The sequence below is a fragment of the Gordonia alkanivorans NBRC 16433 genome, from assembly GCF_000225505.1.
In the GTDB taxonomy this organism is placed as follows: Bacteria; Actinomycetota; Actinomycetes; order Mycobacteriales; family Mycobacteriaceae; genus Gordonia; species Gordonia alkanivorans.
This window is the reverse complement of sequence record NZ_BACI01000040.1, coordinates 1-15,032: the sequence shown is the minus strand read 5'-3', so window position 1 is coordinate 15,032 and position 15,032 is coordinate 1. Positions and strand designations below refer to the sequence as shown.

19 protein-coding genes and 1 pseudogene are annotated in these 15,032 nt (G+C 67.7%); 16 read left to right on the top strand and 4 right to left on the bottom strand.

The genetic code is table 11. The features are described 5' to 3' along the window. Positions 1 to 3: 3 nt before the first annotated feature. From GOALK_RS06055 to GOALK_RS05995, 13 genes are all read left to right on the top strand, one after another. A complete protein-coding gene (locus GOALK_RS06055) occupies positions 4 to 1,098 on the top strand; it encodes an amidohydrolase family protein (RefSeq protein WP_006357919.1) in 1,095 nt (364 codons plus the stop codon). A gap of 401 nt (positions 1,099 to 1,499) precedes the next feature. Further along, the gene (gene rpsP / locus GOALK_RS06050) at positions 1,500 to 1,952 is read left to right on the top strand and encodes a 30S ribosomal protein S16 (RefSeq protein WP_006357918.1); all 453 of its coding nucleotides are present in this window, start codon (positions 1,500 to 1,502) and stop codon (positions 1,950 to 1,952) included. Beyond that, on the top strand, positions 1,949 to 2,191 hold the full coding sequence (locus GOALK_RS06045; protein ID WP_006357917.1) for an RNA-binding protein: 243 nt from the start codon (positions 1,949 to 1,951) through the stop codon (positions 2,189 to 2,191). Before rpsP ends, GOALK_RS06045 begins: the two co-directional genes overlap by 4 nt. A 26-nt stretch (positions 2,192 to 2,217) precedes the next feature. Beyond that, positions 2,218 to 2,751 carry a ribosome maturation factor RimM gene (gene rimM / locus GOALK_RS06040; protein ID WP_006357916.1) on the top strand — a complete coding sequence of 178 codons (534 nt, stop codon included), beginning with the start codon at positions 2,218 to 2,220 and terminating at the stop codon, positions 2,749 to 2,751. Further along, on the top strand, positions 2,751 to 3,470 hold the full coding sequence (gene trmD, locus GOALK_RS06035; protein WP_006357915.1) for a tRNA (guanosine(37)-N1)-methyltransferase TrmD: 720 nt from the start codon (positions 2,751 to 2,753) through the stop codon (positions 3,468 to 3,470). The genes rimM and trmD overlap by 1 nt, the downstream gene beginning before the upstream one ends. A 35-nt stretch (positions 3,471 to 3,505) precedes the next feature. Beyond that, on the top strand, positions 3,506 to 3,844 hold the full coding sequence (locus GOALK_RS06030) for a YbaB/EbfC family nucleoid-associated protein (RefSeq protein ID WP_006357914.1): 339 nt from the start codon (positions 3,506 to 3,508) through the stop codon (positions 3,842 to 3,844). Further along, positions 3,841 to 4,176: a hypothetical protein gene (locus GOALK_RS06025; protein ID WP_006357913.1), complete on the top strand. Its 336-nt coding sequence runs from the start codon at positions 3,841 to 3,843 to the stop codon at positions 4,174 to 4,176. The genes GOALK_RS06030 and GOALK_RS06025 overlap by 4 nt, the downstream gene beginning before the upstream one ends. Beyond that, the gene (locus GOALK_RS06020; protein ID WP_006357912.1) at positions 4,173 to 5,174 is read left to right on the top strand and encodes a hypothetical protein; all 1,002 of its coding nucleotides are present in this window, start codon (positions 4,173 to 4,175) and stop codon (positions 5,172 to 5,174) included. The genes GOALK_RS06025 and GOALK_RS06020 overlap by 4 nt, the downstream gene beginning before the upstream one ends. A 156-nt stretch (positions 5,175 to 5,330) precedes the next feature. Next, positions 5,331 to 5,672: a 50S ribosomal protein L19 gene (gene rplS / locus GOALK_RS06015; RefSeq protein WP_005198975.1), complete on the top strand. Its 342-nt coding sequence runs from the start codon at positions 5,331 to 5,333 to the stop codon at positions 5,670 to 5,672. A gap of 18 nt (positions 5,673 to 5,690) precedes the next feature. Continuing rightward, on the top strand, positions 5,691 to 6,542 hold the full coding sequence (gene lepB, locus GOALK_RS06010) for a signal peptidase I (protein WP_006357911.1): 852 nt from the start codon (positions 5,691 to 5,693) through the stop codon (positions 6,540 to 6,542). 22 nt (positions 6,543 to 6,564) lie between these two features. Next, the gene (locus GOALK_RS06005) at positions 6,565 to 7,251 is read left to right on the top strand and encodes a ribonuclease HII (RefSeq protein ID WP_035754153.1); all 687 of its coding nucleotides are present in this window, start codon (positions 6,565 to 6,567) and stop codon (positions 7,249 to 7,251) included. Further along, positions 7,248 to 7,559 carry a DUF2469 domain-containing protein gene (locus GOALK_RS06000; RefSeq protein WP_005198978.1) on the top strand — a complete coding sequence of 104 codons (312 nt, stop codon included), beginning with the start codon at positions 7,248 to 7,250 and terminating at the stop codon, positions 7,557 to 7,559. The genes GOALK_RS06005 and GOALK_RS06000 overlap by 4 nt, the downstream gene beginning before the upstream one ends. 114 nt (positions 7,560 to 7,673) lie before the next feature. After that, positions 7,674 to 8,066, top strand: a complete 393-nt coding sequence (locus GOALK_RS05995; RefSeq protein ID WP_006357909.1) for a YraN family protein — start codon at positions 7,674 to 7,676, stop codon at positions 8,064 to 8,066. A 16-nt stretch (positions 8,067 to 8,082) separates the two neighbouring features. Here the strand turns inward: GOALK_RS05995 and GOALK_RS05990 are convergent, their stop codons facing one another. From GOALK_RS05990 to GOALK_RS05980, 3 genes are all read right to left on the bottom strand, one after another. Continuing rightward, positions 8,083 to 9,390 (bottom strand): glycoside hydrolase family 183 protein, encoded by a 1,308-nt coding sequence (locus GOALK_RS05990; protein WP_006357908.1) that lies wholly within the window; start codon positions 9,388 to 9,390, stop codon positions 8,083 to 8,085. Positions 9,391 to 9,488: 98 nt separating this feature from the next. Then, a complete protein-coding gene (bluB, locus tag GOALK_RS05985) occupies positions 9,489 to 10,127 on the bottom strand; it encodes a 5,6-dimethylbenzimidazole synthase (RefSeq protein WP_006357907.1) in 639 nt (212 codons plus the stop codon). Between the two features lie 29 nt (positions 10,128 to 10,156). Continuing rightward, positions 10,157 to 11,776: a DUF222 domain-containing protein gene (locus GOALK_RS05980; protein ID WP_006357906.1), complete on the bottom strand. Its 1,620-nt coding sequence runs from the start codon at positions 11,774 to 11,776 to the stop codon at positions 10,157 to 10,159. Positions 11,777 to 11,976: 200 nt separating this feature from the next. Between GOALK_RS05980 and GOALK_RS24020 the strand changes: the two genes are divergently transcribed. The 3 genes from GOALK_RS24020 (at position 11,977) to dprA (ending at position 14,870) form a co-directional block, all read left to right on the top strand. Beyond that, complete coding sequence (locus GOALK_RS24020) at positions 11,977 to 12,132, top strand: hypothetical protein (protein WP_006357905.1); 156 nt, start codon at positions 11,977 to 11,979, stop codon at positions 12,130 to 12,132. A gap of 96 nt (positions 12,133 to 12,228) precedes the next feature. After that, positions 12,229 to 13,737 carry a YifB family Mg chelatase-like AAA ATPase gene (locus GOALK_RS05975; protein ID WP_006357904.1) on the top strand — a complete coding sequence of 503 codons (1,509 nt, stop codon included), beginning with the start codon at positions 12,229 to 12,231 and terminating at the stop codon, positions 13,735 to 13,737. Positions 13,738 to 13,757: 20 nt separating this feature from the next. Then, a complete protein-coding gene (gene dprA, locus GOALK_RS05970; RefSeq protein ID WP_196222050.1) occupies positions 13,758 to 14,870 on the top strand; it encodes a DNA-processing protein DprA in 1,113 nt (370 codons plus the stop codon). Between the two features lies 1 nt (position 14,871). On the opposite strand, the pseudogene GOALK_RS24565 reads toward dprA, so the two are convergent. Beyond that, a pseudogene (locus GOALK_RS24565) lies at positions 14,872 to 15,032 on the bottom strand (TetR/AcrR family transcriptional regulator); the annotation flags it as partial.

Below are 15,032 nucleotides of genomic sequence, written 5' to 3'. Positions count from 1 at the left end.
CCGATGGGCGGCACGGCGGAGGGTGACACGGCCCGCCACTACCGCGGCACCGATCCGCTCACCGGCGAACCGATCGAGTTCTGGGTGTCCGGTGAGACCATCAGCCACACGGCCATCGCCGATGCCGAGACCGCTGTCGACGGCGGCTGGATTCTGCCCGGTCTCGTCGACGCCCACAATCACGTCGGCATCGCACCCGGCCTCGGCGTCGACATCGAGCAGGCCCGCGGTTTCGCGTACGCCGACGCCCGGGCCGGGACGCTCCTGATCCGCGAGGTCGGCTCACCGCTCGACACCCACCCGCTCGACGATGATCCGGCGTGTCCGCGGTTCATCCGCTCCGGCAAGCACATCGCCCGGCCCAAGCGCTATCTGCGCGACTACGGAGTCGACCTCGACGACCCAGACGAGCTGGCCGCCGAGGTGGCACGCCAGGCGCGGGCCGGCGACGGCTGGGTGAAGATCGTGGGGGACTGGATCGACCGCGACGCCGGCGACCTCGCGCCGCTGTGGACGCGGGACCAGATCGAGGCCGCCGTCGCCGTCGCACACGAACACGGCGCCCGGATCACCGCGCACGTCTTCGGCACCGACGCCCTCGTCGACCTCATCGGAGCCGGTGTCGACTGCATCGAACACGGCACCGGGCTCACCGCCGATCTGATCGATCAGCTCGTCGAACGCTCGATCGCGTTGGTGCCCACCATGATCCAGGTGGAGAACTTCCCGGGCATCGCCGACGGCGCCGAGCGGTTCCCGACCTACGCCGCCCACATGCGCCGGTTGCACGCCGACGCGCCGAAGGTGTTCGAATCCGCCCGCGAGGCCGGGGTCGCGATCTTCGCCGGGACCGACGCCGGCGGGTTCGTCGAGCACGGGCGCATCGTCGACGAGATCGAGGCGCTCTCGAAGGTCGGTCTGGGCAACGCCGGGGCGATCGCAGCAGCGTCCGTGCAACCTCGACAGTGGCTCGGCGCCGACCTCCTGGCCGACGGCGACCGCGCCGATTTCGTGGTCTACGGCGAGAACCCTTGCGATGACCTGGGGGTCCTGCGTCATCCGCAGGCAGTGGTGTCGTCGGGCCGAAACATTCTGTGAGCAACGCCACAAGGTGACTGCTGGTTGCGTTTACCTACTGCCGCGTAAGGTAGCAACCGCGTTGCACAGGTTCGTAAGGGGACGAACCGATCAGCTCAGTGCAGACCCCGCCGAAACCGGGGGTGAAAACGGGGTTTCGGTGAGGGTCGCGCAAGCCTGGGGGCCGAATTCATCGGTAGGCAAGTGGCGTTGGCGACGTACGGCATGTGGTTGTTCTCGCGGGGTGGACAACCACATGCCGGATTTCTTTCCGGAGCCTCTGGTCTGGCAGAATGGCTCGACGGTTCGTCGGATGCGGTCACGGCCGCCCGACGGTCACACCGAAACAGACGCAAAACCGGGTCCACCATTCCGGGTGGGTCGCAGAATTGCGCAGTGACCACACGAAAGTAGAAGAAGTCATGGCTGTCAAGATCAAGCTCACGCGGCTCGGCAAGATCCGCAACCCGCAGTACCGCATCGTCGTCGCCGACGCTCGGACCCGCCGCAACGGCCGGGTGATCGAGACCATCGGCAAGTACCACCCGAAGGAAGAGCCCTCGCTGATCGAGGTCGACTCCGAGCGCGCCCAGTACTGGCTGGGTGTCGGCGCACAGCCGACCGAGCCTGTGGCCGCGATCCTCAAGGTCACCGGTGACTGGCAGAAGTTCAAGGGCCTGCCGGGCGCCGAGGGCACCCTGAAGACCGCCGAGGCGAAGCCGTCCAAGCTCGACGTGTTCAACGCTGCGCTCGCCGCCGCCGAGAACGAGCCGGTCGCCGCGGCCACCACCCCGAAGAAGAAGGCCGCCAAGAAGGACGAGGCCCCGGCAGAGGAAGCTGCCGCCGAGGCTCCTGCCGCCGAGGGTGACGCGTGAGCGCTGTGGTCGCCGACGCGGTCGAGCATCTCGTCCGCGGAATCGTCTCGAACCCTGACGACGTCCGGGTCGACCTCGTCACCGGTCGTCGCGGCCGGCTCGTCGAGGTCCACGTGAGCCCCGACGATCTGGGTAAGGTCATCGGCCGCAACGGTCGGACGGCCACCGCCCTGCGCACCCTCGTCTCCGGTATCGGCGGACGCGGCATGCGCGTCGACATCGTCGACACCGACCGCTGACGGCCGACTCGCAGGACGAACGCATCGTGGATCTCGTCGTCGGACGCGTCGTGAAGTCGCACGGCATTCGTGGCGAACTCGTCGTCGACGTCCGTACCGACGAACCCGAACTGCGTTTCGCTCGCGGCTCGGTGCTGCGCGGCCGACTGCCGCGCGGTGGCGGAGAACGTGGATTCACCGTGACAGCCGCCCGGGAACATTCCGGGCGGCTGTTGGTGTCTCTCGAGGGCGTCGCCGGCCGCGATGCGGCCGACGCCCTGCGCGGCACCCTGTTTCTCATCGACTCCTCGGAGGTCGAACCGTCCGACGATCCGGACGAGTTCTACGACCATGAACTCGAAGGCGTTCCCGTGCAGCTCACCGACGGGACCGAGGTGGGTGTCGTCGAATCGGTCCTGCACATGCCCGGCGGCGAACTGTTGTCGGTGCGCACCCCCGACAGACGTGAGGTCCTCATCCCGTTCGTGCGGCAGATCGTCCCGACGGTGACCCGCGAACTCATCGTGATCGACCCGCCCGAGGGTCTCCTCGATCCGGACTCGGCCGACGGCGCGCAGTGATGCGCCTCGACGTCGTCTCGATCTTCCCCGAATATCTCGATCCGCTCCGGGTTGCATTGCTGGGCAAGGCAATCGACGCCGGCCGCATCAGCGTCGACGTCCACGACCTGCGCGACTGGACACACGATGTGCACCGCAGCGTCGACGACTCGCCGTACGGCGGCGGACCCGGCATGGTCATGAAGCCCGAGGTGTGGGGGCCGTGTCTCGACGACGTGTGCCCCGACGGCGCGCTTCTCGTCGTCCCGACCCCGGCCGGTGTGCCGTTCACCCAGGCGACCGCTCAGCGGTGGAGCGCCGAGAGACATCTCGTCTTCGCCTGCGGCCGCTATGAGGGCATCGACCAGCGTGTCTTCGACGACGCGGCGCGCCGGGTGCGTGTCGAAGAGGTGTCTCTCGGCGACTTCGTCCTCATCGGCGGCGAGGTCGCGGTCATGGCGATGATCGAGGCGACGGTCCGGCTGATCGACGGTGTCCTCGGGAATCCTCGCTCGCACCAAGAGGATTCGTTCTCCGACGGGCTCCTCGAAGGGCCAAGCTACACGCGCCCGGTGAGCTGGCGCGGGCTCGACGTCCCGCCGGTGCTGCTCAGCGGCGATCATGCGAAGGTCGCGCGGTGGCGGCACGAGCAGGCTCTCGAACGGACCCGTGCCCGCCGGCCGGATCTTCTCTCCGAGCCTGTGAATCCCCACGATGGCCCCGAGTCCGATCCCCGCTAGGATTCGGCACAACTCGAGCGCACGGGGGAGGGCAGATGCAGGGCTATGAGGCCATGGTCGACGAACTCGACCGTCAACGTGCCGAACTCGCGCAGACCCGTGCCGCGCTGTCGGCGTTGACCTCCCGTGCGATCAGTCGCGACCGGCTCGTCGCCGTCACCGTCAATGCACGCGGCCTCGCCGTCGACATCTCGATCGATCCCACCGCGTTGCGTCGCTACCGTGCGGATCAGCTCTCCGAACTCCTCACCACCCTCATCGCCGAAGCCGATCATGCGCTGAGTACCCGGCGCAGTGAACTTCTCGCTGCCGCAACGGGTTCCGGAGTGGACTACGCCGACGCCCGTCTCGACACCGCCCGGACCACCCGATGACGGCCGGAGGGCGCCGGAACCGGATCGCCGCGGACGTGGGCACCGCGGCGGATCTGTCCGCGCGCCTGGCCAACGCCGAGTCGCGGCTGGGTGCGGTGCACTCCGAACTCGTCGAACTGCTCGCCGACATCGACACCGCGGTCGGGGTCGGGGAGGGGGCGATGGCCTTCCGCCGGGGTTTCGGTCCCGCGAGCATCGAGTCGAGTGACCTGCTGCGGACCGCGGTCGCGCGCCTCGCCGAACATCGGCGGGCGCTGACCTCCGGTGTCGAGTCGCTCGCCGCCGCCGATACCGACGCCGCAGCAGCCTTCGAACTCGGTGACCCGCGGTGAACTCTGCGCCCCGACAGATCGCGGACGAACTCGCACCGGGGGTGTGGCCGGGCGCGGACCCGAGGTCGCTCCGTGAGGCCGCACGACGGGCACGCGCCCTCGCCGAATCCGTGGAACGGGTGACCGACGTGGTCGTCTCGGCCACCGCCGCGTACTCATCGCCGGCCGCCGGCGGCGCGGCCGTCGAGGGGGAGTTCGGCGACGCCGTCGTCGACGGGCTGGCCGAGGTCACCGGCGCCGGACCACAGTCCCTGCCCCACGTCGCCGAACGGCTTCGCGCCATGGCCGCGTCATTGGACACCTATGCCGATGTCGTCGTGGAGACCGAGCAGCAGCTGACGACGATCGCCCTCGTCGCCGACCGTGACCGGCATCGTGCGGAGGTCTTCGCCGAGGTCGGGGACGATTCGTGGCGGGTGAGTGCGGCAAGCGCCGGACGTCTGGCCCTGACGGCTGCCGGCGACGACTACACCCAACGATCCGAGGAGGCCGGACAATCCGCCGGCGGAACCCCGCCCGCGGCGACCAGCGGGATGATGCCGTTCGCCCCGATGGGTGCGATGGGCGGTGCCGGAGCGATGGCCGCGGGCCTGGGTGCCGCAGTGGGCGCCGCCGCGTCGGGCGCCGACCGGGACACCGCCGGGGGAGACCTCACCTGGTTGCGCCGCCGCGCCGACGCCCTGCAGTCGACGGTGCCGCCGACCATCGCGGGCTGGTTCCGGACCGCGGTCGGCGTCGGCGTCGGAGCCCGTGGGCGCCGCGTGGTCGTCGTCGGGACCAACGATCCGCAGCCGTACCAGCGCGCGGGGCTCGAACTCGCCGACGACGAGGCGCTGACCGCGAACGGGCGCGCACCCGAACTCGCGATCGTCGAACACATGACGAGCTCGGGGATCACTCCCACGGCGATCGCCGCAGCCACCCCGATGGACTCGGCCACCGTGTCGGCGCTGCGGGCCGCCGACGTGGTCGCGATGGCGCCCGGTTCACAGCGCTGACCGGCGATTTCGTCCGACCGGGGTGTCTCTGGCACAATAGTCGGGTTGCCTGTCCCGTGTGACGGGCACCGACGACTCGGAGTATGAACCGGTCCGAAGCCGCAAGGCCCGCCAGGTTCCTCTGCTCAACGTTCACGCCAGAATAGGACCCAACCAATGAACACGCTCGACTTCCTCGACAAGCAGTCCCTTCGCGACGATGTCCCGGAGTTCGGCCCCGGCGACACCCTCGACGTCCACGTCAAGGTCATCGAGGGCAGCAAGGAACGCGTCCAGGTGTTCAAGGGTGTCGTGATCCGTCGCCAGGGTGGCGGCGTCCGCGAGACCTTCACCGTCCGCAAGGTGTCCTTCGGCGTCGGCGTTGAGCGCACCTTCCCGGTGCACAGCCCGAACATCGCCAAGATCGACGTCCTCACCCGCGGTGACGTCCGTCGCGCCAAGCTCTACTACCTGCGTGATCTGCGCGGCAAGGCCGCAAAGATCAAGGAAAAGCGCTGACGCGTCTACCCTGACGAGGTGGCCGACACACAGCGACCCAGCGACGATCGCGACCTTGACACCGAAGGCAACGACGGTGAGAAGCGTCCCTGGCGGTTGAAGTCCGATCCGGACGAGGCCGAGGACGGCAATCGCAAGTCGGGTTCCGGCTCGTTCTTGCGCGAGGTCGCGATCATCGTGGGGTGCGTCCTGCTCCTCACCTGGCTGCTGCAGACCTTCATCGGCCGGCAGTACGTCATCCCGTCGGAGTCGATGGAGTCGACTCTGATCGGTTGCGACGGGTGCACCAACGATCGCATCGTCATCGACAAGTTGGTCTACCGCTTCGGGGACCCCGAGCCCGGTGACGTCGTCGTCTTCAAGGGACCGTCGGAATCATGGAACGGTGCCTGGGTGTCCCCGCGATCGACCAACCCGGTCATGCACAAGATGCAGGATGCGCTGTCGTGGTTCGGTTTCGCACCGCCCGACGAGAACAATCTGGTCAAGCGCGTGATCGCGACCGGCGGGCAGACCATCGAGTGCCGCAACGACGAGGGTGTCGGCGTGAAGGTCGACGGCAAGCCGTTGCGCGAGCCGTACATCAACATGGAGCTGCAGCGCGAGACCCTGGCGGCCTTCGGGCCCGCTTCCGGGGTCAGCGACAAGCTGCCGCCGTGCCTCGGCCCCGACTTCGGTCCGATCAAGGTGCCCGAGGGCAACGTGTGGGTGATGGGCGACAACCGCCTCAACTCGCAGGACTCGCGGTACCACGTCGACGACCAGTACCAGGGCACCGTTCCGGTCAGCGACATTCGCGGCAAGGTCCGGACCATCATCTATCCCTTCTCGCGGATCGGTGGTGTCGGGTCGATCAATCCTCAGCAATGACCGTGTGGGGATTGCAGACACCATGAGCCGCTGGCCACCGCGTTCGCCCGTCCGTCGGGCAGCCGGACTGCGGACCTTCGAGTTCGCGCTCCACCGGCAGGGCCTCGGCCCGGTCGCGGGGGTCGACGAGGCCGGTCGCGGTGCGTGCGCCGGGCCGCTGGTGGTCGCGGCATGCGTGCTGAAACCGACGCAGCTGGCCTCCCTCGCCGACCTCGACGACTCCAAGCGGCTCACCGAGAAGACCCGTGAGACGCTGTACCAGTCGGTGACCCGGTACGCGCACGCCTGGAGCGCGGTGATCATCGACGCCGCCGAGATCGACCGGATCGGCATCCATGTCGCGAACATCGAGGGGATGCGCCGAGCGGTCGCCGCACTCGACGTGACTCCCGGATACGTGCTGTCCGACGGATTCGTGGTCCCCGGTCTGACCGCGCCGTCACTCCCCGTGATCGGCGGTGACGGGGCCGCGGCCTGCATCGCGGCCGCGAGCATCATCGCGAAGGTGACGCGGGATCGGATCATGGTCGCGATGGACGCCGACCTGCCCGGCTATGATTTCGCGATCCACAAGGGATACAGCACTGCTCTTCACATGTCCCGCATCGATGCGGCGGGACCGTCACCACAACACCGCATGTCGTACCGGAACGTCGCGGCACGAGTGGTCTCCAGCGCAAACGACGACAGAGATAGGCTTACAGGATGAGTGCTGAGGATCTCGAGAAGTACGAAACCGAGATGGAACTCTCTCTGTACCGCGAGTACAAGGACATTGTCGGCCAGTTCACCTATGTGGTGGAGACCGAGCGGCGCTTCTACCTTGCCAACGCGGTCGAGATGATTCCCCGCAACACCGACGGCGAGGTGTACTTCGAGCTTCGGATGAGTGACGCCTGGGTCTGGGACATGTACCGGCCGGCGCGTTTCGTCAAGCAGGTTCGGGTGATCACCTTCAAGGACGTCAACATCGAGGAGCTCGAGAAGCCGGAGCTACGGCTTCCCGACGAGCCCTGAACTCTCATGGGGTGATCCGGCCACCCTGTGCGTGGTGGGGTGGTTCTCCACAGATTCGGCCGCGGCGGGTGTGTTCCCGCCGCGGCCGAGTCGTGTTCGGGGAACCTTCAGCGCATGAGCAATCGCCGCGCGCACGTGGGCAAGCTGGGGGAGGACATCGCCGCCGAGTTCGTCGGCTCACTCGGTTGGGTTGTGCTGGAGCGCAACTGGCGCAACCGGTATGGCGAGCTCGACCTGATCGCCGTCGACCCGCAAGACCGGGCCGGTCCCACGCTGGTGGTCGTCGAGGTGAAGACGCGTGCCAGCCGCACCTTCGACGACGCCGTGATGGCCGTGACCCCGGACAAGCTCGCCCGGATGCGCCGGCTCGCCCGGACCTGGCTCACGGGGCAGGAACGACGATGGCATCAGATCCGGTTCGACGTCATCAGCGTGCAATTGGATGGCTTCACTCCCGACGACGCCGCGGCGGTGCGTGTGAGGCACCACCGCGGAGTCCACGAGTGAGTCTTCGAAGCGTGGGCTACAACTTGCCGAGGTCGGAGCGGATCAGCATGACGTTGTAGTCGCTCCAGCGGGAGGCGTTGAAGTACAACTCTTTTCCCGTGCCCGTCAGTGCCGGCGAGCTCGGCAACATCATCGGTCCGTAGACCACCGGGTTGCCGGGGGCCACGATGTTGCGCGGCGAGCTCCATGGGCCTTCCGGATGGTCCGCGGTGCGGAGCCGGATCCCGTTGTCCCCGTCGAGCATGAGGTATTTGTTCAGGGAGGGGCTCCACGCCACGGACAGTTCGCTGACCGGCTGGCGGACGACGACCCCTTCGGTGTCATGGATCTTGCTGATGTCGTCAACCCATCCGATCCGCTCGCCCGACCAATACTCGTAGTTGTCCAGGTTGCGGATGTCGCCGGGTTCGAACCGCGCCAGGAATGCGGCGCCGAAACGGCCGTTGGGCGTACCGAACTGGTAGACGTACTTCGCTTCGTTGGCGGTGTCGGGGCGTCCGCGCATGTACGCGTTCTGCTGGAACTTTCCGTTGTTGACGTCGATCGCGCGGAGGTTGCCGGGGAGGGCGAGGTCGATCGGCGCGTTGATGAGGATGGTGTCAGGGTCGCTGTTCCACGTCTGACCGTTGTCGTCGGAGTAGGCGATACCCGAGTAGTTGGTGATCCAGTTGCCTGCCGAGCCCCAGGACCGTACCGACATGTAGTTGATGTACTGCCGGAATCCGTTGTCGTGGGGGAGCGAGATGGCCGCGGTGGGGATCGTGGTGACCTCGATGTTCGCGATGCCCAGCGAGGGGATGAGTTCCTCGGCGTAGTTCGCTCGACCCCTGATCACGGTGCCCGAGTTCACGTCGCCGGCGACGCCGTCGGGGATGGTGATCTTCCCGTCGGTGAAGTCGTCGTCGTTCGTGCGCAGCAGGACGTTGTGCCGCCATTCCTGACCGGCGACACTGCAATTGCCGAAGGTGTCGCCGAACGCCATCAACGTCTGCCCCCGGCCGTTGTCCCAGGCGATGCCGAGGTCGGTGCCGCTGATGCCGAAGCGGTCGTAGGTGTCGTTGTTGCTGCGCGGCCCGGTGACCCAGCTGAGAACCTTCGAGATGTTCCCGTTGTAGACGGGGAGCGGGCCCTGCGGCCCACGCTCGGGGCTGGTGGAACTTCCGGACGAACCCGAGGAACCGAACAAGCCGGACCCCGCACCGGGGTTGCCGCACGGTGCGGCCTCGGCGACGCCGGTACCGGCGGTCAGGACGATCGCGGAGGTACCGAGTGCGAAAGCTCCCGCCAGCGCCAGTCGGACACCCTTGGTGAAACGGCTGGGCACTCAGACCTCCGTGTGACAGGTGTTGCTGAAGTTGTGGACGTGACTATTGTTACTAGAGTTGTGTCACAGAAGGCCCCGAGATGGGTCACGATCCGGTGTCAGCGGATGAGGTGCCGCTTCTCCGACTCGGTGCGCGACTGCCAGCCGACGCGTTCGAGTTCTGGAATGTCGTTCTTCTGTTCGGGATATCCGACGCAGAGGTAGGCCACGAGCTTCCAGGTGGACGGGACCGCGAGGGCGGCGGCCACCTCGTCGGGCTCGAGGATGGACACCCACCCGATGCCGACGCCACGGGCCCGAGCCGCCAGCCACATCGTGGTGATTGCTGTGACGACGGAGTACTCGAGTGTCTCCGGCACGGTCTGGCGACCCAAGCCGTGGCCCTGGTCGGCATCGGGCTCGCAGAACACGGCCAGGTGGACCGGAGCGTCGTCGAGGCCGGCGAGTTTGAGTGACGAGTACAGCTGTGCGCGTTCGCCGGTGTACCCGTCGAGCGCTTCGGCGTTGCAGCGGACGAAGCTGTCGCGCACGGCCTCCCGCGCCGACCAGGTCTGCACCTCGACCCACCGCCAGGGCTGACTGTTGCCGACGGACGGTGAGAGCTCTGCCGCTTCGAGGATCTGGGGGAGGAGATGCGGCTCGAGCGGTTCACGACTGAACCGGCGGACGTCGCGGCGCCAACGGAAGAGTCGGTTCAGGTCGTCGACGAACGCGTCGTCGAAAGTTCCGTCACTCATCGGTTGTCGAGCCTAGCGAGGGCGATCGATCAGAACGGCGCCGGTCCGTCGATTTGCCCGCGGCGTTCGCGTTCGCGCCGGTTACGGGCACGTTCGGCCCTCCGCCGGGCGTGCTTCGCGGCGGTTCGGTTGTTCGGTGGCGGGGTGTCGTCACCGGTGATGACCCGCGGGGTGGGTGGGGCCTGGGCGGGTTGCTCGAAGCGGATGCGGCGCAGGTTGGGGAAGAGGTCTTCCAGGGTTTCGGCGTCACCGAGGATGCGGTGTCCCTCGGGGGTGATGCACTCGGTGATCAGGCGGCCGTCTTCGTCGCGGTACTGGACGTCGATCCAGTCGCCGAAGGTCTTGTGCAGGTGCCCGTACCGGCATTTTGGGTTGAGGTTCTCGCTCGAAGTCGCGCCGCCCCGGGAGGGGTTCTGGCGGTCGAATTCGGCGACGTGGTCGAGGTCTGAGTCGAATGCCGAGTGGTCGCAGAAGGGTTCGCCACAGTAGCCGTGCCGGCTGCGCACGAAATCCGCGCACGCTTGGGTTGGCCGGTACGGATCTGACGGCAGGGAGCCCGGGTAGACGATGACCAGCTCGGTCGACGGCGCGGGAGTGTCGTCTGTGTCGGGACCGTCGGTCTCGGCGACCACGCCCATCGGAGGGGTCCTGACCGGGGTCAGCGGTGTGATGACGGCATCGGGTCGGGCGGCGAGGTCACGGACATGTTCGTCGATGACGACGCCGTGTCCGTCCATCCAGCCGATCCCGGGTGCGCCGTTCAGTGTGGCTGCGTCGGTGACCACGTGGATGCGGACCTCGGAGCTAACCGACGCGACGACGTCCCCGAGGTCACGGACCTGGGCGGTGCAGTCGTCGCGACCGCAGAGGCATTCGAACGCGGTGCCCGTACACAGGGCGAATACCGCATCGGAGTTGCGTTGCCCGACGGTGCGGCCGTCGTGTTTGCACACCGAGTCCGCGAGTGCGCGGACGGCTTTGGCAGCGATGCGGGTGTTTTCCGCGGACATGACCGCGGAGAACACGCCGGTGCCGTCGTCGAGGATGTCGATCCACATGCCCCGGTTGTCGAGGGCTTCTTTGCGGCGTTCGCGTACCAGGTCGGGGTCGTGGCGGAACACCAGGCGGTCGACCATGTCTCGCAGGCGTGCGCGGCTCCACGCGCCCTTCTTGGTGCGGAGGTTGGCGGCGATGTCGGCGTCGAGGATCGGGATGATCGACGAGTCGGCGGGGATGAGTGCGGTGCGGGATGCGATCACCTGCAGCTGCCAACGGGTCGTGATGCCATCGCGCAGGGTGTCGAGTACCTCGGGCAGGTTCTCGTGCAGGGTGATGGTTTCGTCGATGAGGATCTCGGCTTGGCGTCGTGTCAAAGACAACTGGCGCGACACCCGCTGGACGCAGTCGGCCTCACCGGTGACGACGATCCCGCCGTCGAAGGTGTTGCGGGTGCTTATGCAGCGTTCGGCGATCGCGTGCACCGTCTGATAGCGGATCCACTGCTCGTGAGATTCGCGACGCTGGGACGCTTTGAGTTCGTCCATAAGGGAGTACATGTCGGCGTCGTAGGGGTGGGCGGGGTCGTAGGGGTGGGCAGAATCGATCCCGGCGAGAACCTCGCCCGATGGATCAATCCGCTTCCCCGACACCCTGCCCCCAGAAGTGTTGCAGTACCGGCCTGGTCGGCCGCCTCACCTGCTGACAACCAATGTAAACCCGGCCACCGACAAGATTCGATTCTGATCCACAGCCGTCTCCTCGTTACGGAGTTGTGCATCAACGGTATTCACCGAGCCGGAGTCGGAGAAAACCGCTCGACTCGGAGGTATGCAGGCGCGACAATTGCCCGATGTCCGAGTACGAGAAGGTCACACGCTTCGAGGTCATCGATCACACGACCGGTGGTCGCGGTCGCGTCTACAGCAGGCACGACGTCTCGATCGAACTGAGCTATCAGGACGACGGCCGGACGCTCAAGGTCTTCGTCGACGATCCCAAGCCATAGTCCGGGGCGGTGGACAACCCGTCTTCCTTCCACAGATAGCGCGTCGGGGAGTCGCTACGCCGTTTCAATCCGCGATTCCCGAAGAGACTGACTCGCATGTTGGGGCAAACACAGTCGGTGGGGCTCAATGCCTTTGCGGCGCGGGTCGTTGACGTGCAGGCGAGCGTCGGGTCGGGGTTACCGGGTTTCGCGGTGACCGGTAACCCGGACCCGTCGGTGCGTGAGGCGCGCGACCGGGTGCGGGCGGCGGTCAAGAACTCGGGGTTCAAATTCCCCGACCTGAAGGTGACGGTGGCGTTGTCGCCGGCGGACATGCCGAAGGTCGGTTCGGGTTTCGATCTGTCCATGGCAGTCGCGATTCTTGCTGCGACAGAACAGGTGTCGTCGGAGAAGCTGACGTCGACGATCTTCCTCGGTGAGCTCGGGCTCGACGGGAACGTCCGGCCGATCCCGGGAGTACTGCCCGCGGTGATCGCCGCCCGTCAGGCGGGTTATCGACGTGCGGTGGTGCCGATCGAGACCGTGGCCGAGGCGACGCTGGTCGAGGGGGTGGACGTCGGGGGAGCGTCGAGTCTCAAGGAGGTGGCCGCCTGGCTCGCCGGTGACCTCGTACTGGACAATTTTCAGCGGACGCCGCCCACGAAGCCGCCGCCGATACCGGACATGGCCGACGTGGTGGGTCAGCACGAGGCGCGGCATGCACTCGAGATCGCAGCGGCAGGAGCACATCACGTTCTCATGACCGGGTCGCCCGGCATCGGGAAGACCATGCTCGCACGTCGGCTCCCGGGCATACTGCCACCGCTGGGCATCGAGGACTCGCTAGAAGTGACGGCGATCCACTCGCTGGTCGGGGAGTTGTCACCGGGACGCCCGCTGATCACCGAGCCGCCGTTCGTCGCGCCGCACCACAGTTCCTCGACGACGGCGCTGCTCGGCGGCGGAACCGGATTCGCCCGGCCGGGCGCGGTCTCCAAGGCACACCGGGGCGTCTTGTTCCTCGACGAATGCGCCGAGATGAGCGCGAAAGTCCTCGAATCCCTGCGGGAACCCCTCGAAGACGGCGAGGTGCGGGTGCCGAGGCGGGACGGCGTCGCGTCGTACCCGGCGCGGTTCCAGCTCATCCTCGCCGCGAATCCGTGCCCATGCGCACCCGCGCACGATGTCGACTGTGTATGCACCGCAGTCGTGCGACGCCGGTACCTCGGCAAGCTGTCGGGGCCGCTGCTCGACCGTGTCGACATCCGCGTCCGCATGGATCCGCCGGGCAACGCCGCGCTGATGAGCGGGACGGGGGAGTCGAGTGCCGAGGTCCGTGCCCGGGTCACCGCGGCGCGTGCGGCAGCGGTCGAGCGATGGTCCGAGTTCGGCTGGCGAACCAACGCCGAGGTGCCGGGAGCCGCACTCCGGCAGAAGTTCCGGCTCCCGCCCGATGTTCTCCGGCCCATCGAGTTGTTTCTCCGCGACGGGCGCGTGACGGCCCGTGGCGCCGACCGCGCGCTGCGACTGGCCTGGACCCTGAGCGATCTACGCGGCACTGATCAACCCGTCGAAGATGATGTCGCGCAAGCACTTCTGTACCGAGACCGAGGAGCAACGTGGTGAGTGGCAAGTACCCGGCGGAGATGACGGCATGGGCGTACCTGGCGCGCGTGGCCGAGCCGCCGTGTGCGGACGTGATCGCGCTGGTGGATCAGGTCGGTCCGGTGGACGCAGCATCGGCGATCCGCAACCGGGCTGTCCCGGACGGTCACGAACCGGTCCTGGCCGCGACGGCAGCCCGACACGAATCCGACCGTGCGACCGAGGATCTCGACGCGGCCGCCGCGATCGGTGCACGGCTGGTCACCAGATCCGATCCGGAGTGGCCGGCCTGGGCGCTCCTCGCCCTCGGCCAGGCCGACACCGCCGCACGCGGCGGCGAGCCACTGGCGCTCTGGGTGCGTGGCCCCGCCCGGCTCGACGACCTCGCCACCGCATCGGTCGCGCTCATCGGGTCCCGCGCGGCGTCGCCGTACGGCGGGCACGTCACGCAGATGTTGGCATCGGGGCTCTCGGGCGAGGGCTTCGCGGTGATCTCCGGTGGCGCCTTCGGCATAGACGGGGTGGCGCACCGCGCCGTCGTCGCGGCCGGTGGGGTGACCGCGGCCGTGATGGCCTGTGGTATCGACCGCGACTATCCGGCTGCGCACTCCGCGCTGTTGGCGGAGATCGCCCGGACCGGCGCGATCATCAGCGAGTACCCGCCGGGCACGACCGCCGCCAAACATCGCTTCCTCACCCGTAACCGGCTGGTCGCGTCACTGTCGGGTGCGACCGTCGTCGTAGAGGCCGGCAGACGTTCGGGCGCGGCGAACACGGCCGCCTGGGCGCGGAAACTCGGCCGACCGCTGGGTGCGGTGCCCGGGCCGGTGACGTCGGCGACGTCGGTCGGGTGTCATCGGATGATCGCCGACGGACTGGCGGTGCTGGTCTCCGACGTCGCGTCGGCGGTGAACCTCGTCCGGCCCGACGGCGGGGGAGACATCGGTCGGGGGAGGGCGAAACCGACCGACGGGCTCAGCGCCGAGCAGTTGCGCGTGCACGACGCGATTCCGGGTAGGGGTGGCGTGGGTATTCAGGAGATCGCCTTCGCGGCGGGGCTCGAGGTGCCGGCCGTCCGGGCGGCGTTGGCACGGCTGGACATCGACGGGCTGGTGGAAAACGTCGGCGGTCAGTGGCGGCTGGCCACCGGGTGACTCACTTCCGCGTCAGGATGTCCAGGAAGATGCGCAGATCGTCGGCCGTTGCCTCGCCGAGCCGTCCGTGAGCGTGCACGAAGCCGATACCTGCGTAGAGCAGCGTGGTGGCGCGGGCGTGGGCCTCGGCCTCGTCGAAGCCGAGTTCCCGCATCGCCTGAT

Coding starts and splice junctions, on each gene's coding strand:
- GOALK_RS24020 (WP_006357905.1), top strand. CDS start 11,977: ATGTCCGAGTACGAGAAGGTCACACGCTTCGAGGTCATCGATCACACG.
- GOALK_RS06005 (WP_035754153.1), top strand. CDS start 6,565: ATGAGCCGCTGGCCACCGCGTTCGCCCGTCCGTCGGGCAGCCGGACTG.
- trmD (WP_006357915.1), top strand. CDS start 2,751: ATGCGCCTCGACGTCGTCTCGATCTTCCCCGAATATCTCGATCCGCTC.
- GOALK_RS05995 (WP_006357909.1), top strand. CDS start 7,674: ATGAGCAATCGCCGCGCGCACGTGGGCAAGCTGGGGGAGGACATCGCC.
- GOALK_RS06025 (WP_006357913.1), top strand. CDS start 3,841: ATGACGGCCGGAGGGCGCCGGAACCGGATCGCCGCGGACGTGGGCACC.
- rpsP (WP_006357918.1), top strand. CDS start 1,500: ATGGCTGTCAAGATCAAGCTCACGCGGCTCGGCAAGATCCGCAACCCG.
- dprA (WP_196222050.1), top strand. CDS start 13,758: ATGACGGCATGGGCGTACCTGGCGCGCGTGGCCGAGCCGCCGTGTGCG.
- GOALK_RS06000 (WP_005198978.1), top strand. CDS start 7,248: ATGAGTGCTGAGGATCTCGAGAAGTACGAAACCGAGATGGAACTCTCT.
- GOALK_RS05975 (WP_006357904.1), top strand. CDS start 12,229: ATGTTGGGGCAAACACAGTCGGTGGGGCTCAATGCCTTTGCGGCGCGG.
- rplS (WP_005198975.1), top strand. CDS start 5,331: ATGAACACGCTCGACTTCCTCGACAAGCAGTCCCTTCGCGACGATGTC.
- GOALK_RS06030 (WP_006357914.1), top strand. CDS start 3,506: ATGCAGGGCTATGAGGCCATGGTCGACGAACTCGACCGTCAACGTGCC.
- GOALK_RS06055 (WP_006357919.1), top strand. CDS start 4: ATGGGCGGCACGGCGGAGGGTGACACGGCCCGCCACTACCGCGGCACC.
- bluB (WP_006357907.1), bottom strand. CDS start 10,127: ATGAGTGACGGAACTTTCGACGACGCGTTCGTCGACGACCTGAACCGA.